Raw genomic sequence first — 21,959 nt, 5'->3', positions numbered from 1 at the left:
CTTCACACGGTATTAGGGTCAGAATGTATCGGCAATGCGGACTTGATGAAAGCCCACTTCAAACGCTCTCTCAGTGGCAGTGTCGATGTCGTGATAACACTTTTCACTACCAGAGCCGTCGGTCAGCGGAACAAAGCCCCCGCGACGGTGGCGAAACTCGACGATCCAACCATTGGCTTGAATCGACGGCTCGATAACAGCCTCCACGATGTCGCTGTTACTGTAGAGGTGCTGCAATTCAGTTAATGTCATATGCCCACTTCCTTACTGCATAACCTTCTATAAAAATGGTACACAATCGGGAAAACAGGCAACAAAAAAGCCACGAAGATTCGTGGCTTTTAGCTGGTTCACTGTTGTTTCTTTCGCGAAATAACGCTTAGAAATCCAGCTCAACGCCCGCAAACCAACCGTCAGCGTAGAACTGACCAGCGCTATTGCGAACGAAATCGAAATCATAGTCCATCACACGGTAGCCCGCGCGCATGTTCAGATCCAGTGCCACCAATGGAATGCTCCATTTCACACCGGCTTGACCGTCTACCGTGCTTGAACCGTCGAAGCTGCCGAAGTTCACATCACCGAATACAGACAACGGTGTCATTGGGATACCCAACTCAACGTTACCGTACACGTTTGGTAGCCACTCATCGAATGATTGACCGTTGAAGTCACCCGAGCTGAACTGGCTCAAGGTCACACCGACATCCAATGCAATCGCATCGTTGTCCAGGATTTCGTAGTACGCCGTGAAATCCGTTTGACCGAATGCCACATTGCCGTTGTCCACATCAGTGTAACGGATACGTGCATTCGGGATCAGGGGAATGAAGTGCTCTAACGCCACGTAGTAAGAGCCTGACGTGTTGCTGTCGTCAGATGCACGCACATCGTTAACTTTCGCATCGGTAAACCACGCATCAGCGCCGGCTTTAACCCCTAAAAGAACAGCAGCTTGCGCAGGAAGCGCCGCTGATAACGCGACAGCGGCTGCAACCGCAGATAGCGCTAATTTTTTCATCTCGAGTCTCCGCTCTTTATTGGTATAGGTAAACGGCGCAGACTATACCAGATGCTGCTCAAGAAAACCGCATTTCCATTAGGTATTAGATACTTCTATCAACATACGTTAATCCGCTACATCGAGCACGGAAGCAGGATCACGCCCTTAATAACGGCGTCCCGCACGCTCTTCTTTGCGGCTACGGTACAACCACACCACAACGGCAATCAGGATCAACCATGGCAACAGCTTAAACACCATCCCAATCATCCCTGCCACCGCCATCGCCACAAAGCCGACCGCAACAGCCAAGGCCATGCCCATGATGCTGATCCCGGTAAAAAATAGGACGCCCGCAAATGCCAATAAAAACAGTAATTCGATCATTGTTATTCTCCTTTTCTCATCTTGATAAAAGATAAAGCACAAATCAGACCAACTTAACAAAATATGGCTAAATCATTATTTTTCAATGCATTAAAAAACATACATTTACGAATACCCGCTCACCACGCGAATTCGCATGGTTGCTTTCGCCAACACATTGGTGAAAAACGCTAACATAACCACACATCACGCTATCAACGTATAAGGCACATCAAAGGCACGTGAAACAGCTATCGACCACTCTACAAATACAAAAAAACGATGACCATGGCCATCGTTTTTCGATACAGAAAGCGTGCTTTCACTCGCGTTAAACGCCGTAGGACGTATTACACGTCAAGGTGCGCAGGGATCTTCGCCAGTGCTTGTTCTAGCACTTCAATACCTGAGCCCGGCTTGTGGGCGTTTTCACTGATATGACGACGCCACTGACGTGCACCCGGCATATTTTGGAATAGGCCCAGCATATGACGTGTCACGTGGTTCAAGTACGACCCTTGTGATAGCTGGCGCTCAATGTACGGGTACATGGCTTCTACGATTTCACGGCGTTTTTTCACCGGATCGCTGCTGCCAAATAAACGCTGGTCAATCTCAGCCAACAAATACGGGTTCTGGTACGCTTCACGGCCGACCATCACGCCATCCATATGCTGTAGATGCGCTTCGATCTCTTCCATGGTTTTCACCCCACCGTTAAGTGCCATGGTCAGGTGTGGGAAATCACGTTTTAATTGGTAAACGCGCGGGTAATCCAATGGTGGGATCTCGCGGTTTTCTTTCGGGCTAAGGCCACTCAACCACGCTTTACGGGCATGAATGGTGAAATCTTTACAGCCACCTTTTTCGCTGACAATGCCAATGAAGTCAGTCAAAAATTCATACGAATCTTGGTCATCAATGCCGATGCGGGTTTTTACCGATACCGGAATATCCACCACGTCACGCATCGCCGCCACACCCTGTGCCACCAACTCCGCTTCGCCCATTAAGCAGGCACCAAAACGGCCGTTCTGCACACGGTCAGACGGGCAACCCACGTTAATGTTGACCTCATCGTAGCCACGATCTTGCGCCAGCTTCGCACAACGGGCCAAATCCGCCGGGTTAGAGCCACCCAATTGCAGCACTAACGGATGTTCTTCTTCGTTATAGGCCAAGTAGTCGCCTTTACCGTGAATGATGGCACCCGTGGTCACCATTTCGGTGTACAACTGCGTATGCCCCGTCATTAAACGGTGGAAATAACGGCAATGACGATCGGTCCAATCGAGCATCGGCGCGATGGAGAAACGACACGCAGGGTATTCTCCTGCCTGAGTTTGCTCATTCGTTGTGTGTTCATGCAATACAACAGCGCTATCTGTCATCGGAAAACCTCGTTATTGGCCTACTTAGCCGATTTACTTACTTGTTCGTTGGGTTCATTTGTTTATCTTGCGCCACATTACACCTCAAAAAGATGCAGGTAAGGCCAATATGCCATCGCGCCGAACAACAAAGAGAGCGGATTCTACCTTATTCACTCGCCAAGCCCAACTAGCACGTATTCTGGCATCGGAAACGAGAGCGCGCGGATCACGGGCGCTTCCCTCACCAAACAGGGCGCAACAGACTCGATAAAACACCCCGATATACCGACACAACAAAGAACATAGCAAGCCAAAAGAAAAAACATATTAAACAAAATAAAATCAATAACTTAATCGAGATAAAAACAAACACGTACAGCAAAAATAGCTTTAGGATACCAATAACTCAAAAAGCTGTACATTGCCATTCCAAAAAATAAAATCAATAACTTACAAGACACGAAAGAACAAAAACAAACAAGCAGACAGCTTTTACATGTAAATAAACAAAAAGCTGCACAAGCATAGGAAATAGTAAAAGTAATACGGCAAACCTTATGACTTTTTGTCGAAAAAAAACCAAGTCATTGAAAAATAAGACTTTAATTAAAGTCACAGTAAGTTGTACAGGCTTTTGAGCTTTTAGAACATAATACCTAAAAAGCTGCACACGCTTCATCACCATTTAAAATCAATAAGTTACGGCCATTTCGACATCTCCCAGTACGCCATGAAAAAGTCGTACAGAAAAAACATGAACTATTGATAATAAGGTGTACGTTTGATTTCATTGTCACGGGTAAGAAATGCCCCAGTACGATATTCATTTCTAGACATGCCGTGATCTCATGCACGCTTTCTTTTCCTTGATACAAACGAATATCTATTACGGAGGTACGTTTACAGATGAATATGTTAGAATATGGCACTCATTTGCTTATATTTTGAGGTCATATGGCAAACAAGAGGCCGTTGTTGGAAACCGCCCAGCAGCTCTGTGAGCAACGGGGAGTAAGGCTTACACCTCAAAGACTTAAGACATTATCACTGATCATTGAACACCGTAGTTCAATCAGTGCTTATGAACTTTTAGATCTTTTACGAGAGAGCGAGCCCCAAGCCAAACCGCCCACCGTTTACCGTGCACTCGATTTTCTTCTCGCTCAAGGCTTTGTACATAAGGTTGAATCAACCAATACCTATATTGCCTGTTGTTTACTCGAGCATGCCGATCACTGCTCACAGCTGTTGATCTGTGATAAATGCGGGGCAGTTGAAGAATGCCATGATGACGAGCTGGCCAAATTACTCCGCCATCGCGCAGAGCAAAACGGATTTGCTGTTACCCATCATGTTGTAGAAAGCCATGGCATATGCCAGCTGTGTAAAGATAACTAAATGTTTTATTGAAAACAGAGACCATCGTGATCAAATTATGCGCGCAGAATTCGTAAACCCTTTCTTAGCGTCATTGTTGAATGTGCTAAAAACCATGGCATCCATGGAGCTGGCTCCACAAAAACCTCGTCTTAAACGCGATCAAGTGGCGCGCGGGGATGTCTCAGGCTTGATCGGTATGATTGGCCCGACGACGAAAGGCTCAATGTCGATCACTTTTGATGAATCCTTGGCGCTGGAAATCATGCAGCGCATGCTGGGTGAACGCCCGCTCGGGATCAATGAAGAAGTCACCGACATGGTGGGTGAAATCACCAACATGGTCACCGGAGGAGCCAAGCGTATGCTGGCCGACCAAGGCCATGACTTTAATATGGCGACCCCTGCCGTGGTGTCCGGCCGCGGCCATACCATTACCCACAAGTGTGATGGCACCATCATCATCATGCCGTTTACCTCTGAATACGGCCAAGCGTTTATCGAGATTTGCTTCGATAGCTAAGCCGCATACCCCGTGTCGTATACCGTCAGCCTCGGCGGCATACGACACGCTGCTTTATCTTCAAGTTTATCACTTTGATTTTTCTGTGAACTTGCCACAATTCTTGGACAAAAAACTACCAACTGTCACATATTCGATCTAGACTCAGTATGCTAGATAAGCATCTGAGCGCGTATTGCGCCATGCTTTCTGCCGCATCACTTGCTTGATACGTCATACCGTACGTAGCAGCAAGCAAGGAAATATCCACATTCAAAGGAAAGATCGAAACATGAGCAAACTGACTGGAACCGTAAAGTGGTTCAACGATGAAAAAGGCTTTGGCTTCATTTCTGGCGCTGACGGCAAGGATGTCTTCGTCCACTTTAGTGCAATTCAGGCACAAGGCCGTCGCTCTCTGCAGGAAGGTCAAAACGTCGAGTTTATCGTCACTGATGGTCAGAAAGGTCCGCAAGCAAGTGAAGTGGTAGCACTGTCTTAAGATCCTCTGTCATACCGATAAAAAAAACGCCGCAAATTGCGGCGTTTTTATTGTTCTCAGCAAATCATCTCGCCATTAGGCTTAGCGACGCCACTGTTTGAATGCGTTGATCAACCCGTTGGTTGAGCTGTCATGGCTTGCTACCGCAGTGCTATCTGTCAATTCAGGCAGAATATTGTTTGCCAGTTGCTTACCAAGTTCAACACCCCACTGATCGAAGCTGAAGATATTCCAAATCACACCTTGGGTGAAGATCTTGTGCTCGTACAGCGCAATCAATGAACCCAATACCGCTGGTGTCACTTGCTTCACAAGGATAGAGTTGGTTGGACGGTTACCGTTGAACACTTTGAATGGGACCAATTCTGCCACTTCTTCCGGCGTCTTACCTGCCGCAACAAATTCAGCTTCCACTTGCTCTTTGGTCTTACCGAAGGCCAATGCTTCTGTTTGTGCAAAGAAGTTTGCCATCAGTTTAGGGTGGTGATCGCCCAGTGGGTTGTGGCTGATCGCAGGCGCGATGAAGTCACATGGGATCAACTTGGTGCCTTGGTGGATCAACTGGTAGAACGCGTGCTGACCGTTTGTTCCTGGCTCACCCCAGATGATAGGACCGGTTTGGTAATCAATTGGGTTGCCGCCACGGTCGACACATTTACCGTTTGATTCCATGTTGCCTTGCTGGAAGTACGCGGCAAAACGGTGTAGGTACTGATCGTAAGGCAAGATGGCTTCAGATTCTGCGCCGTGGAAGTTGTTGTACCAAATACCGATCAACGCCAAGATCACAGGCAGGTTCTGCTCAAGCGGTGCTTGGGCAAAGTGCTGATCCATCGCGTGTGCACCGTCAAGCAATGCCACAAAATTATCAAAGCCAACAGACAGGCTGATAGACAAACCGATCGCTGAACACAGTGAGTAACGACCGCCAACCCAATCCCAGAACTCAAACATGTTGTCAGTATCAATACCGAACTCAGATACCGCCTGACCGTTCGTTGATAGCGCGGCAAAGTGTTTTGCAACGTGTGCCGCATCGCCCGCTTCCGCCAGGAACCAATCACGCGCTGAGTGCGCATTGGTCATGGTTTCTTGCGTGGTGAAGGTTTTTGAGGCAATCAAGAACAGGGTGGTTTCAGGGTTTAGCGGCTTTAAGGTTTCCGCAACGTGCGTGCCGTCAACGTTAGACACGAAGTGCATGTTCAGACGGGTTTTGTATGGGACCAATGCTTCTGTCACCATGTAAGGACCCAAGTCCGAACCACCGATACCGATGTTCACAATGTCAGTGATCGCTTTGCCGGTGTAGCCTTTCCACTCACCGTCGACAATGCGAGAGGTGAACGCATTCATCTTCTCAAGCACCGCGTTCACCGCAGGCATCACATCTTCACCGTCCACCATGATTGGCGTGTTGCTACGGTTACGCAGCGCAGTGTGCAGCACGGCACGATCTTCTGTCTGGTTGATTTTCTCACCGCTAAACAACTCAGCAATCGCCGCTTTCACTTCTGTTTGCTCAGCCAGTGCCTGCAATTTCGCCATGGTTTCTGCAGTAATAAGGTTCTTAGAGTAATCCAGAAGGATATCATCACCAAAATTGGCTGAGAACGTGTTGAAACGCTCGCTGTCCTTGGCAAACAGATCACTGAGCTGCTGGTCTTTCGTTGCTTCGAAATGGGCAGTCAGCGCTTTCCACGCCTCAGTATGAGTTGGATTGATATTTTTCAACATGTGAAGTTCCTGATTTTTAATTGTTAATCCATTAGCCTAGTCAGAATCATCCAAGCTACGGATCCCCGATCTAAGTGCATAGTGTTAGGCCACGTTGCCCCAAGTGTAGTGCAACCCGCACCGTCCTCACTATGTTTGTAATTTTACAACTTATGAATAATTATGACGCGAAGCCTTGCCTACCTGCATTGCGTCAGGTCACGAAATGACAGAGTAAATGATAGGCAGGATGATGCGCAACATGTTCGACCAATATCACACTTATTGATAGATAACGAAAGAGGAATGAGTAAGATGTGGCTCCAGACGACCTTGCAACTTCGCCCCCGCACGCGCGGCTTTCACCTGATCACCGATGAAATTGAACAACATCTGCCCCAACTGCGTCAGATCCAATGTGGCATCGCCCATGTGTTTATCCAGCACACCTCGGCCAGCCTGACGTTGAATGAAAATGCCGATCCCACGGTGCGCCGTGATATGGAAGCCCATTTTAACCACACCGTACCAGAACGAGCGCCCTTCTACCGCCATACCGATGAAGGGAATGATGACATGCCCGCGCACATCAAAGCCTCATTGCTGGGCAGCAGTGTAAGTGTGCCGATCACGCAGGGGCGTTTTGCGCTCGGGACGTGGCAAGGGATTTATTTGGGCGAGCATCGCGATCACGGCGGAAGTCGTCGGCTGGTGGTGACCCTGCACGGGGAATGACAGACAGAAAAAAGGCGGGGCATGCCCGCCTTCTCGATGAGAAAGATTAAAAAACAATCAACGGATTAAAACGGCTGATTGATCATGACACGGAAAATACTGTCTTCACTGCCCCAGGCCATTTCGCTGCGTACCACGATCCCTTCTACCTGAAAGCGGATCGCCCCACCGGCACTCCATTTCATGTCACGGTGAAGTTCAGCCAAATCATACTCACTGGCCACGCGCCCCACATCGGCAAACACCACCCATTGCCACCACGGCACGTCATACCATTCGAACATTGGCCAGTCTTTCAATGGCTGCCAGTCGGGCAAAATCCGATACTCCAGACTGTAACTGAGTGCTGAGCGATCCACGTAGCGTCCACTGGCGAAGCTACGCAGGCGGTATAATCCCCCTAATTGCATGCCCGCATACGCCGGCGGACGACGGAACTCGGTGTCACCGTTCACGGTTTCCGTTTGATCCCAGCTGGGTGTATCACCGGTATAGACATTAAAAGCCAGCACCTGCTGATCCAAGATCTCGCCCAGTGGACCAAGGCTCCAGAACCAACTTTGGTTCAATTCCCACTTCCACCAACTTGGGCGATCATGGCTACCGGGATCGACCGATACCGAGAACTGGCTGCGGCTGCCCTCTGTCGGGTTGCGGGTGGCATTGCGGTTATCCCAATCAAAACGGGTTTCCAGCCCCCATACCGCCTCCACTTCCGTGAAACCAACCGGTGAGATATCGCCCGTTGGCAGGTTACTGAATACACGGCTTTGGTAAAAGGGACGTAACTCAACGGTACTGATCCCACTCTCCCATGGCGTATGCCCGGTGAGCTGGCGATTCGGCGTTAATGCCGCACGTACCCCTTGCGCTTTACCGGCACCCAACGGCAGCACATACCGCATCGACACGCGATACCGCGATTCACTCGCATCTGCTACAACCTTGTCTTCAACCGACGAAGCATTGCTTGTGGCGTCACCCAAGTAATAATCGAATTGCTTGAACTCAGCGGCATACAGTTCCGCCCCGAACAACCAGCGGCTGTCGAGCCCTAGGCTATAGTTATTGGCCCCTAAGTAGCCCAACCATGTGCCCTTTTCGGTCACCAAGCCCGCGCCGATCAGGGCGGCTTGCGGCTGCCCCGCCCCTTTCACGATCCCAGCCATCCCAACGGACAATCCCATGGCATCGGTTGAAAAGACAAAAGGCACCACCGCGGTATCCGGCTCCCACGAGGGCCAGCCATCCGCTTGCGCGGGCATTAAATATGAAAAAGCCGCAATAGCGATTGCGGCTTTACAAAGAGGAGTTATACGACTCAAATCCGTCTCTTTTTAATTATAAATAGGTCATGGCGACACGCGATGTCAGCTTCGTCACCAATTCATAAGCGATGGTACCAATGTGCTCAGCCACCACTTCAGCGGGTAGCCCTTCGCCCCACAAAATGGCTTCATCACCCACTTTATCGGTAGAATCTGGCCCTAAATCGACCGTCAGCATGTCCATCGACACACGCCCCGCCATTGGCACAATACGGCCGTTTACCAGTACAGGAGTACCATTAGGCGCCGTACGCGGGTAACCGTCCCCGTAACCAATCGCAATCACGCCCACTTTTGTGTCACGCTCACTGGTCCAGATCCCGCCGTAGCCCACCGCTTCGCCTTTTTTCACTTCACGCACGGCAATCAAGCTCGATGCCAAGGTCATCACCGGCTTCAGTGCAAATGCATCGGCCGAGCGATCCACTTCCACAAACGGTGACACACCGTACATGATGATCCCCGGACGGATCCATTCAAGGTGACTATCCGGCCATGCTAATACCCCGCCAGACGCCGCCAGTGAGCGCTCACCACGGCAGCCTTCGGTGAGATGCAGGAAGGTATCAATTTGATCGGTGGTAACATTGCTGCCCAGCTCATCGGCGCAGCCAAAGTGGCTCATGTAACGCAGCGGTTTAGCTACGTTCGGGCAAGCATGCAGACGGGCAACAAATTCCTCGAACTGCTCCGGACGGACGCCCAAACGGTGCATACCGGTATCGATTTTTACCCACACCACCACCGGGCCATCCAATTGCGCTTGCTCTAACGCTTCAAGCTGCTCAATGGAATGCACTACAGTATGAATATTGTTTGTGACCAGCACAGGCAGATCTTTGGCCGCATAGAAGCCTTCCAGCAATAAGATCGGTTTTACGATCCCGTCAGCACGCAAGGTGAGTGCCTCTTCGATGCGGGCAACCCCAAAACCGTCCACGTCCGGCAGGCTTCGGGCAACGAGTGCTAGGCCGTGACCATAGCCATTGGCTTTCACCACCGCCAATACTTTGCTCTGCGGCGCCTGAGCGCGGATCTGGCGAATATTGTGAGTGAGTGCCTGTGTGTTGATATACGCTGTTGCCGCCTTCATCAAAAATCCTACTGTTACTGTGCCGCGAATGTCTGTGTGTTATTCGTCATCAAAAGCCGGGCCGGCATAATTGTCGAACCGTGAAAACTGACCTTGGAACGTTAATCGTACGGTACCGATCGGACCGTTACGCTGTTTACCCAAGATAATTTCGGCAATGCCTTTCAGGGCACTGTCTTCGTGATACACCTCATCACGGTAAATGAACATGATCAAATCGGCATCCTGCTCGATCGCGCCCGATTCACGTAAGTCGGAGTTCACCGGACGTTTATCAGCACGCTGCTCCAACGATCGGTTAAGCTGCGACAGCGCCACCACCGGCACATTCAGCTCTTTGGCCAATGCTTTAAGTGAGCGCGAGATCTCGGCAATTTCCAGCGTACGGTTATCTTGATAACCCGGCACGCGCATTAATTGCAAGTAGTCGATCATGATCATGCTTAACCCGCCGTTATCGCGAGCGATACGACGCGCACGAGAACGGACTTCCGTTGGCGTTAGGCCTGAGCTGTCATCGATGTACATATTCTTCTTTTCCATCAGAATACCCATCGTCGATGAGATACGCGCCCAGTCTTCATCGTCCAACTGACCGGTACGGATCTTGGTTTGGTCAACCCGTGACAATGACGCCAACATACGCATCATGATTTGTTCGGCGGGCATTTCCAATGAGAAAATCAGTACCGGCTTTTCTTGTTCCATGGCTGCGTTTTCACACAGGTTCATGGCAAACGTGGTTTTACCCATCGACGGACGGGCGGCGACGATGATCAAGTCAGAGCCTTGCAAGCCCGCCGTTTTCTTATTCAGATCGGTAAAGCCCGTCGATACCCCAGTCACACCGTCTTGCGGTGACTGATACAAAATCTCGATACGCTCCAGCGTTTTCTCTAAGATCGTATCAACACTTTGCGGGCCTTCATTTTCGGAGGTGCGCTGCTCTGCGATAGCAAAGACTTTGCTTTCCGCCATATCCAGCAATTCTTCACTGTCACGGCCTTGCGGATCATAACCGGCATCGGCGATTTCGTTTGCGACGCTGATCATTTCTCGGATCAAAGCGCGCTCGCGGACAATCTCAGCATACGCCAGAATGTTCGCCGCCGACGGGGTGTTCTTCGCCAGTTCCGCCAGATAGGCGAAACCACCGACATCTTCCAGCTTATCTGAACGCTCAAGGTGCTCAGACAGGGTGATCAAGTCCAGCGGCTGACCGCCTTCCAGCACAGCCGCCGTGCCTTCAAAAATAATACGGTGAGGACGACTGTAGAAATCCTTGGCAACGACCTTTTCCGCGACGACATCCCACTTTTCATTATCGAGGATCAAGCCCCCGAGCACTGATTGCTCAGCCTCTAAGGAATGCGGAGCCATCTTGATCGCATCCATCTTGGTGTCTTTCGGGTAATTGGGTTTGTTTTTCTCTGCCATAGGATTTGAAGTGTCTGCCGGAAACTAAGCCGGGCATTATATACTAAGAGTCACCCTATCAATATAGGCCATCTCGCCAATCCGAATTTTCCATCTTATATTACGCCCACTTCGTCCGAGTTCCGCAACCTCGTCTCAATTGTTAACCAAAAGCTGACATAAATGGGGTAAACTGCAGCGTCCTGTTTACTCACCCCGCTGTTCAACCATGAGGAGGCTATTTGGCAAGATCCTTGCTGGCATTGTTGCTGTTTGCAAATGCATACGCCTATGCGGCTGATGACGATCAACCGACCCCGATCCCGCCACCGTGGAGTAGCGAGATTGAATTGGGCTACCAGTCATTAGGGGGGAACTCTGACTCGCAAACCCTGAACACCCGCCTCGGGCTCACTTACGTCAAAAATCAGTATCGTCAGACGGCAGAAGCCAAATACTTACTGGCGGAAAAAGACGGGGAAGAGGATAAGCGCAAGGGCCAAGTGGAGCTGCAAAGCGACATGAAGATCAATGATCGGACCTACGTCTTGGGGAACGCCAGCTATGTGGATGATCGCTACGGCCCCTACTTCATCGATTTTACCCTCGCGACCGGTTTGGGTTACCAGTTGATCCGCCGAGAAACCTTTCAGATGGAAGTGGAAGCCGGCCCCGGCTACCGTCATCAAGAACCCAACATTGATGAGATTGACGACGATGACATCATCGTTCGTGACATGGTGGACGAGCTGATCTTGCGTGGCAGTGCCAAAATGACATGGAAACCGTCCAAAGACGTCGAGTTCAATGTACGTATGACGGGCATTGCCGGTAACAGTAACAGCACGATGGAAACCGAGGTGAACCTGACGACGGCCATCAACGATCACGTGGCCATCAAACTCAGCAATACCCAAAAGCTCAATAGCTGGGTACCCGATGGACTGAAAAAGCGCGACTCCGCGATGACAATCAATTTGCTGTTCAAAATCTAATGCGCCTGCAAGGGCGCATACTATGCCTGCTCTCCGCTAAATCACAGGCAAAAAAAAACCAGCCCGAAGGCTGGTTTTTCATTTCACAATAAACGATTAAGCTTCAGCTACAACGTTTAGAGTGATTGTTGCGAATACGTCAGAGTGCAGCTGAATGCTGATCTCGAATTCGCCAGTCGTACGTAGTGCGCCTTCAGGAAGACGAACTTCGCTCTTCGCTACTTCAACGCCAGCTGCAGTGATTGCATCAGCGATGTCACGAGTACCGATAGAACCGAATAGTTTACCTTCGTCACCAGCTTTAGAAGCGATAACTACAGCTTCAAGCGCGTTTAGTTTTTCAGCGCGAGCTTCACAAGTAGCTAGTTGCTCAGCAACTTTAGCTTCTAGTTCTGCACGACGAACTTCAAACATTTCAACGTTAGCTTTAGTTGCCATAACTGCTTTACCCTGTGGGATAAGGAAGTTACGAGCGTAGCCCGCTTTAACGTTAACCTGGTCGCCTAGACCACCTAGGTTACCGATTTTATCAAGTAGAATAACTTGCATTATCTTGTCCTCTTAAACTTAATTAAACCGCTACCGATTACAGATGCTTATCTGTGTACGGTAGAAGTGCTAGGTAACGAGAACGCTTGATAGCGCGAGCTAGCTGACGCTGGTATTTAGCGCGAGTACCAGTGATACGGCTAGGTACGATTTTACCAGCTTCAGTGATGTAGTTTTTTAGAGTTGCTACGTCTTTGTAGTCAATCTCTTGAACGTCTTCTGCAGTGAAACGGCAGAATTTACGACGACGGAAGAAACGTGCCATGGGCTTATCTCCTGAACTAAATTTTTTCAATGTGGTCAGCATGCAACACTAATTTTCCCAACCCATTACGGCCGGTCTGGTAAGAAACAAAGCCCCCTACCTTAATGTGGCTGCCGACAGCTAAATCTTGAGTGAGTACTTGTTGACCTTGCCCGCTCACTACCACGTTAATGTAGCAATACACTTGCCGTGGCAGATTCGCTTCTTGCTGGTAAGAACGGTGCTCAAGCACAAAGTGACAATGAGGTATTCCTGCCAGCGACCGGCTTCGTTTGGGGTCTTTGGCGATAACGCCAGACAACTCCAGACGATTGGTCATTTAGTAATTACTCAGCTGCTGCTTCGTCTTCAGACTGTGCAGTTTCTGTACGCTCTTCACGCTTAGAAATACGCTCTTCTTTAGCCTTCATCATTGGAGATGGCTCAGTGATAGCGCCTTTAGTGCGCATGATCATGTTACGGATCACAGCATCGTTGAAGCGGAAGTTAGACTCTAGCTCGTCAATTACAGACTGCTCAGCTTCTACGTTCATAAGAACGTAATGTGCTTTGTGCAGTTTGTTGATTGGGTAAGCCATTTGACGGCGGCCCCAATCTTCTAGACGGTGAATCTGACCACCAGAATCTTTGATAGCACCAGTGTAACGCTCGATCATGCCAACAACTTGTTCGCTCTGATCTGGGTGCACCATGAATACGATTTCGTAATGACGCATGGGTTGCTCCTTACGGATTATTCAGCTTCTCGATTTGGCTCGGTCATCCAGGAGAAGCAAGGAACTAAAGAAAAATAACCGAGAATTTGGAGGCAGAATAGTATAGAGAATGGGCAATTTAAGCAAGCGAATTTTATCGCTCTGGCGAAGATATCTTGAGAAAGAAAATGGGGTGGCTATTCAGACAGATAGACGTCTGCCCCCTTATGCCTTAAGGCTTGTCGCCGTATACCACCAGCATAAAAAAACCGGTCACACACCGTTGTGTGTGACCGGTTTTATGCTTAAACCGCAAAGGTGCGGCCGTGTATTATCAGGCCATTACTGGCGCTGACGTACCGCTTCAAACAGGCAAATCCCGGTTGCAACAGACACGTTCAAGCTGGAAACAGAACCGGCCATTGGGATCTTGATCAGGTCGTCACAGGTTTCACGCGTCAAACGGCGCATGCCTTCCCCTTCAGCGCCCATCACGATAGCTAACGGCCCGGTCAGTTTGCTCTGGTAGATATCATGCGTGGCTTCACCCGCTGTACCCACCACCCACACGCCTTTGTCTTGCAACGCACGCAGCGTACGCGCCAAATTGGTCACGCGTACCAATGGCATGATTTCTGCTGCACCACAGGCCACTTTACTGGCTGTCGCATTCAGTTGGGCTGAACGATCTTTGGGTACGATCACCGCCACCGCGCCAGCGGCATCCGCATTACGCAGACATGCACCTAAGTTGTGCGGATCAGTCACGCCGTCCAACACCAACAACAATGGGTTTTCTTGGCCTGCCAGCAAATCATCGAGATTGTTCTCGTTGTACTGCTTACCAGGACGCACACGGGCAATGATGCCTTGGTGTGATGCGCCATTGACTTTGTCATCCAGCGCTTTACGACCCGCTTGCTGAATCGTGATCCCCAACATCTGTAGTTCGTTGATCACAGGCAGTAAACGGTCATCCTGACGATCTTTCAGTACAAACACTTCAATGAAACGTGATGGATCTGAAGCCAGTACGGCGTTCACGGCATGAATGCCGAAAATCATGTCATTACTCATGGATTAATTCTTCTTTGCTGCTCGTTCTTTTTTACCCGCACGCTGTTTCTTGCGGGCTTTAGTCGACTTTTTCTTGCGCTTCGGCTTCTCGCCGTCCACCACATCTTGCTTACGGCTTGCTGGCGCTTTGTCACCATCCACTTTCGGGATCGCACCGGCTTTCAGCTTCTGACGCACCGATGAACGGTTTTTCTTCGGTTTTTCATCCGACTCAGATTTCGCCGTACCACCTTCCACACGGTAGGCTTTCAGGCTTTGACGTTGCAAGCCTTCTGCCTTACGCATGCGCGGCTTTTTCTCACGGCTTTGGCCGTCACGGGCTTTGTTCTCACGCACGCGTGCGGTTTTACCGGCACCCCGTGCTTTACGGGTACTGCCCACGATATCAAAGTCAATTTGGCGATCGTTCAGGTTAATCGAGGCCACCTTCACTTTCACGGTGTCACCCAGACGGTATACCTGTCCGGAGTTGTCACCAATCAAGCGTTGACCAATCGGATCATACTGATAGTAATCATTCGCCAGGTTCGAGATGTGCACCAAGCCATCAATATTCAGCTCGTTGAGGCGCACAAAGAAACCGAAACCGGTCACATTGGCAATCACACCGTCGAACTCATCGCCAAGGTGATCTTGCATGTACTCACACTTGAGCCAGTCGGCAACATCGCGTGTTGCATCATCGGCACGGCGCTCAGTCATCGAGCATTGCTCACCCAGTGCATCCATCTCATCAAACGAATAATGGTAGCCACCGGTTGGGGTGCCGCGATCGGTATTCTCACCGGCTTGCTTTGCCACCAAGTACTTCAGCGCACGGTGCAAGGTCAAATCCGGGTAACGGCGGATCGGTGAGGTAAAGTGCGCATACTGACTCAGCGCCAAACCAAAGTGACCGATATTGTCCGCTTGGTATACCGCTTGCTTCATGGAGCGCAGCAGCATGGTTTGGATCAATTCTTTGTCCGTACGATCTTGGATCAAATGCGCCAGCGCCGCATAGTCTTTCGGTGATGGCTCTAAGCCACCCGACAGTTGCAGGCTCAACTCACCCAAGAAATCACGGAAACCCGTTAGACGCTCTTCACTCGGTGAATCATGCACGCGGTACAATGCCGGTTCTTTGGATTTTTCCACGAAACGGGCAGAGGCGATGTTGGCCAAGATCATACATTCTTCGATGATCTTGTGCGCGTCATTACGCACCGCCGGCACAATACGATCGATCTTACGATCAGCATTGAAGATGAACTGGGTTTCCACCGTTTCAAATTCAATCGCACCGCGCTCTTCACGGGCACCTTTCAGTACGCTGTACATGCTGTACAACTCTTCAAGGTGCGGCACAAGTGGGGCATAACGCTCACGCAGTGCTTCGTCACCGTCCAGCATTTTGCTGACTTTGGTGTACGTCAAACGGGCATGGGAATTCATCACCGCTTCATAGTGCTTGTAACCTGACAGGCTACCGGCTGCTGAAATGGTCATTTCACACACCATGCACAAGCGATCAACCTGTGGGTTCAGTGAACATAAGCCGTTTGACAACACTTCCGGTAGCATCGGGATCACTTGCGATGGGAAGTACACGGAGTTACCGCGCTTCACCGCTTCATTGTCCAATGCCGTACCCGGGCGTACGTAGTAACTCACGTCAGCAATGGCCACCCACAGGCGCCAGCCGCCGGATTTTTTACGCTCACAGAACACCGCATCATCAAAGTCACGGGCGTCTTCGCCATCAATCGTGACCAACGGTAAGTGACGCAAATCGACGCGGCCTTTTTTGGCCTCTTCCGGTACTTCTTCGCCAAGGCCCTGAATTTGCTTATCGACTTCAGACGGCCATTCGTGCGGAATATCATGGGTACGCAGGGCGATTTCAATTTCCATCCCCGGTGCCATGTTCTCACCCAGCACTTCCACCACTTTACCCATGGCATTGTGCTGACGCGTCGCACGCTGACCGATCTCGACCACCACCACGTTGCCCATACGGGCACCCATGCGTTGATCGTTCGGGATCACGATATCTTGTGCGATGCGGGAATCATCCGGCACCACGTAGCCCATGCCGTCTTCAACAAAGAAGCGACCGACAATCTGGCCTTCATAATGCTTCAGTACACGCACCACACGGCCTTCACGACGGCCGCGCTTATCCACACCGGCCACTTGCGCCAGAATGTAATCCCCGTGGATCACACCACGCATTTGGTGGTGAGGTAGCATCAAGTCTTCGTCTTTGGCATTCGTGCCTTCTGGGCGCAAAAAGCCAAAGCCATCACGGTGGCCAATGACATGGCCTTTAATAAGATCAAGGCGTTCAGGTAGGGCGTAGCATTGACGGCGAGTAAAAATCAGTTGACCATCGCGTTCCATCGCACGTAGGCGACGGCGTAGTCCTTCGTACTGGTCATCACCTTCGAGCTTAAGCTCGGCAAAAAGCTGATCGCGGCTGATCGGAGTGGAAAACCCACGGATCACCTCTAGCAGCATTTCTCGGCTAGGGATCGGGTTTTCATAGTTTGAAGCTTCGCGATCGCGAAAAGGGTCGACCGGTAAATCGGTAGTACCTTTTGACATAATTTGATCCAAGTTGGCGAAGTTATAACTGTAGTATATCTAGGCCATGGGTGAACAGACGGGAGCCAAATCGTACTTATCGGCCCCCCTTAGATGAAGAAGTTATTGATAGGTGCCGCTATTAATCAATCGGCTGATCCAGTAACACACGCAATGGCGGGTTATCAGCGATCAAACTGGCAAGAGAGTGTTGATCCAATTCGGCCAAAAACGCTTGGCGCGCGGAAAACAACATGCCTTTCAGGCGGCAGGCCGGGGTAATGTGGCAGAACGCTTCGCTGCAATTCACGATTTGCAAGGGCTCTATCGCCCGGACAACGTCTCCGATCACTATCTGATCAGCGGGTCTACCCAAACGGATCCCACCGTTTTTGCCGCGTACTGTCTCGACATACCCAAGTTGGCCAAGCTTATTAATGATCTTCACCATGTGGTTACGGGACACCCCGTAGACTTCTGTGACTTTGGTGATGCTCGCCAGCTCCCCTTGTGGCAGGGTCGCGAGGTAAATCAGGGCACGCAGGCCGTAATCGGTAAAACTTGTCAGCTGCACAATAACTCCTCCTGGTGGCATTTTAATCTGGATATTGACTAAAAGATACAGATAAGATACAAGTTATAACATGCATTATAAATACAACAATAGTCAGGAAACACCATGCTCAGCCCAGAAACGATCACCATTATAAAAGCCACGACGCCGGCCGTTGCACAAACCGGCCCCGCCCTTACCGCGCATTTCTACGAGCGTATGTTTCACCATAACCCTGAGCTCAAAGATATTTTCAACATGAGCAACCAGCGCAATGGGGATCAACGTGAAGCGTTATTCAACGCCATTTGCGCATATGCGACTCACATTGACAACCTTGCTGCACTGTTACCGGCCGTTGAAAAAATTGCTCACAAACACACCAGCTTTCTGATCACCGCCGAGCAATACGCCATTGTCGGTCAGCACCTGCTCGCCACCATAGATGAGCTGCTTTCTCCTGGCCAGGAGGTATTGGATGCGTGGGGAGAAGCCTATGGCATATTGGCTGACATTTTCATTCGACGCGAAGCCGACATTTATGCCGATAACGCCGCGCAATCGGGCGGCTGGCAAGGCTTACGCTCCTTTGTCGTGAGTGAGAAAACCAAGGAAAGTGCGGTGATCACCCGCTTTACCCTGACTCCGAGTGATGGCGGTCACGTCGCCCCCTTCAAACCGGGTCAATATCTCGGGGTATACCTCAAGCCAGAGGCGTTTGAGCATCAGGAGATCCGCCAGTACAGTTGCGCATCGGCGCCCCAAGGTGATCATTACCGCATTGCCGTCAAACAGGAAGATGGCGGCCGCGTATCCACCCACCTCCACCAGCACGTACAAGAGGGTGATGTGCTGCATCTCGTGCCACCTGCGGGTGACTTTTTCTTGGATGTTACACCCACCACGCCTGTTGCGCTGATCTCCGCCGGCGTCGGCCTGACACCCACCCTGTCGATGTTAGAAAGTTTGACCGCCCATCAAGCACCAGTACATTGGTTACATGCGGCGGAAGACGGCGCTCACCATGCGTTTCGCGAGCACGTTTCAGGCCTGGCAGACACGCATGATCACCTGAGTGCCCATACTTGGTATCGCACGCCATTGGCCAGCGATACCCTTGGCACCGATTATCAATTCGACGGCATGATGGATTTGAGCGCTGTCGCCTCTCTACTTAATACGCCTGACATGCAGTATTACTTCTGTGGTCCCGTCGGCTTCATGCAGTCTGTTGCCCAGCAATTGCTGACGATGGGGGTACAAGAAAGCCAACTGCACTATGAGTGCTTTGGCCCGCACAAGGTGCTGTAATCCCCCATTCATCCGATGATAACGCCCACCATAAACGCAAAAGAGAAGCCCATTGGCTTCTCTTTTCAGTGTGAGTGGTAGCGGACATCGCAAGGGTGATTACCAGAAGAGATCACGTCGCTTAGCACGTGCGATCACATTGGCTGGCATGCGGTTTTCGAGCCCTTGTCGTAAACGCGCAATCTTCACATGGGTGCGCTGATTGCCCGTCACCGTGTGATAAAGCCAGCGGTAAGCATCCTCGAAATCCAACGGACTGCCGTGATCACGCAACAGCAGCTCAGCCAATTGAATACGGGCATTCACGTTACCCATGGCAGCGGCTTCACGCAAATACGGGATAGCACGCTCTTGATCTTGCTGGACCAGTGTGCCCCGTGCGTAATAACGCCCAAGTTGTTCCAATGCCGCCGGTGAGCCTTGTTGTGCCGCTAACTGCATGTAGTAAACGCCCAACTCCACATCACGGGTAACACACACGCCCCAAGCCAGCATATCCCCATACAAAAACTGATACGACGGCGATTCCACCCGTATGGCACGGGCTTCAATGTCTTGCACTAACTGGCAATCATCCGCCTTCACCTGCTGCAGGTGGGTATTATTCTCAAACATGCGGGTCAGTGCATTATCGGTATACACAGGCACCGCCTCACCCACCGTTTCCAAGGCGAAAACAGGGGAAGCCGCGAACAAGGTCAACGCGAGTAATACAGGACGCAACAACATGAGCATTCTCTCTGGGGATGTGTGCTTTATATCGGCGCTGGCCCCTACAACTTTAGCGAAAATCCCCTCCTGTGTTTTCACGGCGACACGCACAGGAAAACATTTATACCGATATAAAAAAAGCCAACCCGAAGGCTGGCTTTTCATTTCATCAGCATGACAAGCGTCAGGCATTATTCACCGTATGGGTGAACCTTGATGATAGTTTCGTTACGGTCAGGACCTGTCGAAATGATATCGATTGGCACACCGGTTAGCGCTTCAATACGTGCGATGTAATCCAACGCCGCTTGTGGTAGTTGATCCAGAGATGTGACACCTACGGTGTTCTCAGACCAGCCCGGCATTGTTTCGTAAATCAGCTCTAGGTTCTCGTAAGCATCTGCCGCCATTGGTGATACTTCTAGAAGCTCACCTGATTGCGTTTTGTAGCCTGTGCAGATTTTCAGCTCTTTAAGACCGTCAAGTACGTCTAGTTTAGTTAGACAGAAACCTGAGATAGAGTTGATCTGTACCGCACGGCGCATTGCCACTGCATCGAACCAACCGGTACGACGTAGACGACCTGTTGTTGCACCAAACTCGTGGCCAACAGTACCCAGGTGCTTACCAACAGGATCTTGTTTATCTAGACCGTCGTATAGCTCAGTCGGGAACGGACCTGCACCTACACGTGTGCAGTATGCTTTCGCGATACCCAGGATGTAACCTAGGTGACGAGGACCGAAACCAGAACCTGCTGCAACGCCACCCGCGGTGGTGTTAGAAGAGGTTACGTACGGGTAAGTACCGTGGTCGATATCAAGTAGGGTACCTTGTGCACCTTCGAACATGATCTTGTCGCCACGTAGACGCGCATCATCAAGTTCTTTGGTCACATCGATAACCATTGCAGTCAGTACGTCAGCTTGTGCCATGACGTTTTCTAGCACTTCTTCGTAGCTAACAGGCTCAGCATTGTAGTAATGCTCTAGCTGGAAGTTGTGGTAAGCCATCACTTCTTTTAGCTTTTCAGCAAAAGCGGCTTTGTCGAATAGATCGCCAACACGTAGGCCACGGCGTGCTACTTTATCTTCGTAAGCAGGACCGATGCCACGACCCGTCGTACCGATCGCTTTCTTACCGCGAGCGATTTCACGCGCTTGGTCAAGCGCAACGTGGTAAGGCAGAATAAGTGGACAAGCTTCTGACAGGAACAGACGTTCACGAACTGGGATACCACGTGCTTCCAGTGGGCCCATTTCTTTCATCAGCGCGTCTGGAGAAAGTACAACACCGTTACCGATGATACATTTAACGTTGTCACGTAGGATACCTGATGGGATCAAGTGAAGGACAGTTTTCTCACCGTCAATGACAAGAGTGTGACCCGCATTGTGGCCACCTTGGTAGCGCACTACATACTTTGCATCTTCAGTCAAAAGATCAACGATCTTACCTTTACCTTCGTCACCCCATTGGGTGCCAAGAACGACTACATTATTTGCCATCTTTCTTCGTCTATCAGTAGTTAAAAAAGGATTCTAGCACCTTTACCCGTTACCTTGCAGTCATTTTTTGACCATGACGGCGTTTTCGCAAGGAACACGGTCACGCTTAGGTGCCAGCGCGATTTACATACTAGTGTACATCATATAAGCGATAACACTGCCGGCCACGACCAGACATCCGCCAATGCGACGCAGGTTATTGTCATCTTGCTGGCTCAGTTGACTGACCATCTCACGCCATCCTTTCGGCGCTAACAGTGGGCCAAGCCCTTCAAACACCAAGACCAACCCCAGTGCCATCCATATTGCCTTATCCATCGTG

The 21,959-nt window shown here is 50.4% G+C and carries 24 protein-coding genes; 6 read left to right on the top strand and 18 right to left on the bottom strand.

The window, feature by feature from the left end; all coding sequences use genetic code 11:
• Positions 1-18 precede the first annotated feature (18 nt).
• From ACSF8W_RS20685 to dusA, 4 genes are all read right to left on the bottom strand, one after another.
• Positions 19-252, bottom strand: a complete 234-nt coding sequence (locus ACSF8W_RS20685) for a thymidylate kinase (RefSeq protein WP_428479715.1) — start codon at positions 250-252, stop codon at positions 19-21.
• 127 nt (positions 253-379) lie between these two features.
• Positions 380-1,021 carry a TIGR04219 family outer membrane beta-barrel protein gene (locus ACSF8W_RS20680; protein WP_500848995.1) on the bottom strand — a complete coding sequence of 214 codons (642 nt, stop codon included), beginning with the start codon at positions 1,019-1,021 and terminating at the stop codon, positions 380-382.
• 147 nt (positions 1,022-1,168) lie between these two features.
• Entirely contained in the window at positions 1,169-1,390 is a 222-nt protein-coding gene (gene pspG, locus ACSF8W_RS20675) for an envelope stress response protein PspG (protein WP_428479713.1), read from the bottom strand.
• A 329-nt stretch (positions 1,391-1,719) separates the two neighbouring features.
• Positions 1,720-2,760 carry a tRNA dihydrouridine(20/20a) synthase DusA gene (gene dusA, locus ACSF8W_RS20670; protein WP_500848994.1) on the bottom strand — a complete coding sequence of 347 codons (1,041 nt, stop codon included), beginning with the start codon at positions 2,758-2,760 and terminating at the stop codon, positions 1,720-1,722.
• Between the two features lie 936 nt (positions 2,761-3,696).
• Between dusA and zur the strand changes: the two genes are divergently transcribed.
• From zur to ACSF8W_RS20655, 3 genes are all read left to right on the top strand, one after another.
• Positions 3,697-4,140, top strand: coding sequence for a zinc uptake transcriptional repressor Zur (zur, locus tag ACSF8W_RS20665; protein WP_500848993.1), 444 nt, complete (start codon positions 3,697-3,699; stop codon positions 4,138-4,140).
• Between the two features lie 37 nt (positions 4,141-4,177).
• Complete coding sequence (locus ACSF8W_RS20660; RefSeq protein ID WP_428479453.1) at positions 4,178-4,642, top strand: chemotaxis protein CheX; 465 nt, start codon at positions 4,178-4,180, stop codon at positions 4,640-4,642.
• A gap of 271 nt (positions 4,643-4,913) precedes the next feature.
• Positions 4,914-5,123: a cold-shock protein gene (locus ACSF8W_RS20655; RefSeq protein WP_428479454.1), complete on the top strand. Its 210-nt coding sequence runs from the start codon at positions 4,914-4,916 to the stop codon at positions 5,121-5,123.
• A gap of 81 nt (positions 5,124-5,204) precedes the next feature.
• Here the strand turns inward: ACSF8W_RS20655 and pgi are convergent, their stop codons facing one another.
• A complete protein-coding gene (gene pgi / locus ACSF8W_RS20650) occupies positions 5,205-6,857 on the bottom strand; it encodes a glucose-6-phosphate isomerase (protein WP_500848992.1) in 1,653 nt (550 codons plus the stop codon).
• 294 nt (positions 6,858-7,151) lie between these two features.
• Here pgi and ACSF8W_RS20645 point away from each other — a divergent pair, with 294 nt between their 5' ends.
• Complete coding sequence (locus ACSF8W_RS20645) at positions 7,152-7,571, top strand: secondary thiamine-phosphate synthase enzyme YjbQ (protein WP_500849017.1); 420 nt, start codon at positions 7,152-7,154, stop codon at positions 7,569-7,571.
• 65 nt (positions 7,572-7,636) lie between these two features.
• Here the strand turns inward: ACSF8W_RS20645 and ACSF8W_RS20640 are convergent, their stop codons facing one another.
• The 3 genes from ACSF8W_RS20640 to ACSF8W_RS20630 all read right to left on the bottom strand — a co-directional run bounded on the left by ACSF8W_RS20640 (position 7,637) and on the right by ACSF8W_RS20630 (position 11,429).
• Complete coding sequence (locus ACSF8W_RS20640; protein WP_500849016.1) at positions 7,637-8,836, bottom strand: BamA/TamA family outer membrane protein; 1,200 nt, start codon at positions 8,834-8,836, stop codon at positions 7,637-7,639.
• Between the two features lie 76 nt (positions 8,837-8,912).
• Complete coding sequence (gene alr, locus ACSF8W_RS20635) at positions 8,913-9,992, bottom strand: alanine racemase (RefSeq protein WP_500848991.1); 1,080 nt, start codon at positions 9,990-9,992, stop codon at positions 8,913-8,915.
• A gap of 39 nt (positions 9,993-10,031) precedes the next feature.
• Positions 10,032-11,429 carry a replicative DNA helicase gene (locus ACSF8W_RS20630; protein WP_500848990.1) on the bottom strand — a complete coding sequence of 466 codons (1,398 nt, stop codon included), beginning with the start codon at positions 11,427-11,429 and terminating at the stop codon, positions 10,032-10,034.
• Between the two features lie 221 nt (positions 11,430-11,650).
• Between ACSF8W_RS20630 and ACSF8W_RS20625 the strand changes: the two genes are divergently transcribed.
• Positions 11,651-12,403: a DUF481 domain-containing protein gene (locus ACSF8W_RS20625; protein ID WP_500848989.1), complete on the top strand. Its 753-nt coding sequence runs from the start codon at positions 11,651-11,653 to the stop codon at positions 12,401-12,403.
• A gap of 96 nt (positions 12,404-12,499) precedes the next feature.
• Here the strand turns inward: ACSF8W_RS20625 and rplI are convergent, their stop codons facing one another.
• The 7 genes from rplI to nsrR all read right to left on the bottom strand — a co-directional run bounded on the left by rplI (position 12,500) and on the right by nsrR (position 18,128).
• Positions 12,500-12,952, bottom strand: coding sequence for a 50S ribosomal protein L9 (gene rplI / locus ACSF8W_RS20620; protein ID WP_500848988.1), 453 nt, complete (start codon positions 12,950-12,952; stop codon positions 12,500-12,502).
• Positions 12,953-12,989: 37 nt separating this feature from the next.
• Positions 12,990-13,217 (bottom strand): 30S ribosomal protein S18, encoded by a 228-nt coding sequence (rpsR, locus tag ACSF8W_RS20615; protein ID WP_428479462.1) that lies wholly within the window; start codon positions 13,215-13,217, stop codon positions 12,990-12,992.
• Positions 13,218-13,233: 16 nt separating this feature from the next.
• The gene (gene priB / locus ACSF8W_RS20610) at positions 13,234-13,536 is read right to left on the bottom strand and encodes a primosomal replication protein N (protein WP_047875432.1); all 303 of its coding nucleotides are present in this window, start codon (positions 13,534-13,536) and stop codon (positions 13,234-13,236) included.
• A gap of 7 nt (positions 13,537-13,543) precedes the next feature.
• Positions 13,544-13,933: a 30S ribosomal protein S6 gene (rpsF, locus tag ACSF8W_RS20605; RefSeq protein WP_500848987.1), complete on the bottom strand. Its 390-nt coding sequence runs from the start codon at positions 13,931-13,933 to the stop codon at positions 13,544-13,546.
• Between the two features lie 321 nt (positions 13,934-14,254).
• Positions 14,255-14,989 (bottom strand): 23S rRNA (guanosine(2251)-2'-O)-methyltransferase RlmB, encoded by a 735-nt coding sequence (rlmB, locus tag ACSF8W_RS20600; RefSeq protein WP_500848986.1) that lies wholly within the window; start codon positions 14,987-14,989, stop codon positions 14,255-14,257.
• Between the two features lie 3 nt (positions 14,990-14,992).
• Complete coding sequence (gene rnr / locus ACSF8W_RS20595; RefSeq protein WP_500848985.1) at positions 14,993-17,575, bottom strand: ribonuclease R; 2,583 nt, start codon at positions 17,573-17,575, stop codon at positions 14,993-14,995.
• 121 nt (positions 17,576-17,696) lie between these two features.
• Complete coding sequence (nsrR, locus tag ACSF8W_RS20590) at positions 17,697-18,128, bottom strand: nitric oxide-sensing transcriptional repressor NsrR (protein ID WP_500848984.1); 432 nt, start codon at positions 18,126-18,128, stop codon at positions 17,697-17,699.
• A 105-nt stretch (positions 18,129-18,233) separates the two neighbouring features.
• Here nsrR and hmpA point away from each other — a divergent pair, with 105 nt between their 5' ends.
• Positions 18,234-19,418, top strand: coding sequence for an NO-inducible flavohemoprotein (hmpA, locus tag ACSF8W_RS20585; protein WP_500848983.1), 1,185 nt, complete (start codon positions 18,234-18,236; stop codon positions 19,416-19,418).
• A gap of 99 nt (positions 19,419-19,517) precedes the next feature.
• On the opposite strand, the gene motX is transcribed toward hmpA, so the two are convergent.
• The 3 genes from motX to ACSF8W_RS20570 form a co-directional block, all read right to left on the bottom strand.
• Positions 19,518-20,147, bottom strand: coding sequence for a flagellar protein MotX (motX, locus tag ACSF8W_RS20580; RefSeq protein ID WP_500848982.1), 630 nt, complete (start codon positions 20,145-20,147; stop codon positions 19,518-19,520).
• Between the two features lie 173 nt (positions 20,148-20,320).
• Positions 20,321-21,637 (bottom strand): adenylosuccinate synthase, encoded by a 1,317-nt coding sequence (locus tag ACSF8W_RS20575; protein WP_500848981.1) that lies wholly within the window; start codon positions 21,635-21,637, stop codon positions 20,321-20,323.
• A 123-nt stretch (positions 21,638-21,760) separates the two neighbouring features.
• Positions 21,761-21,955, bottom strand: a complete 195-nt coding sequence (locus tag ACSF8W_RS20570; protein ID WP_500848980.1) for a DUF2065 domain-containing protein — start codon at positions 21,953-21,955, stop codon at positions 21,761-21,763.
• Between the last annotated feature and the right edge of the window lie 4 nt (positions 21,956-21,959).

The organism is Photobacterium sp. 270122K (assembly GCF_059941365.1).
Note: the sequence above shows the minus strand (reverse complement) of the source record. Positions and strands in the feature narration are given on the sequence as shown.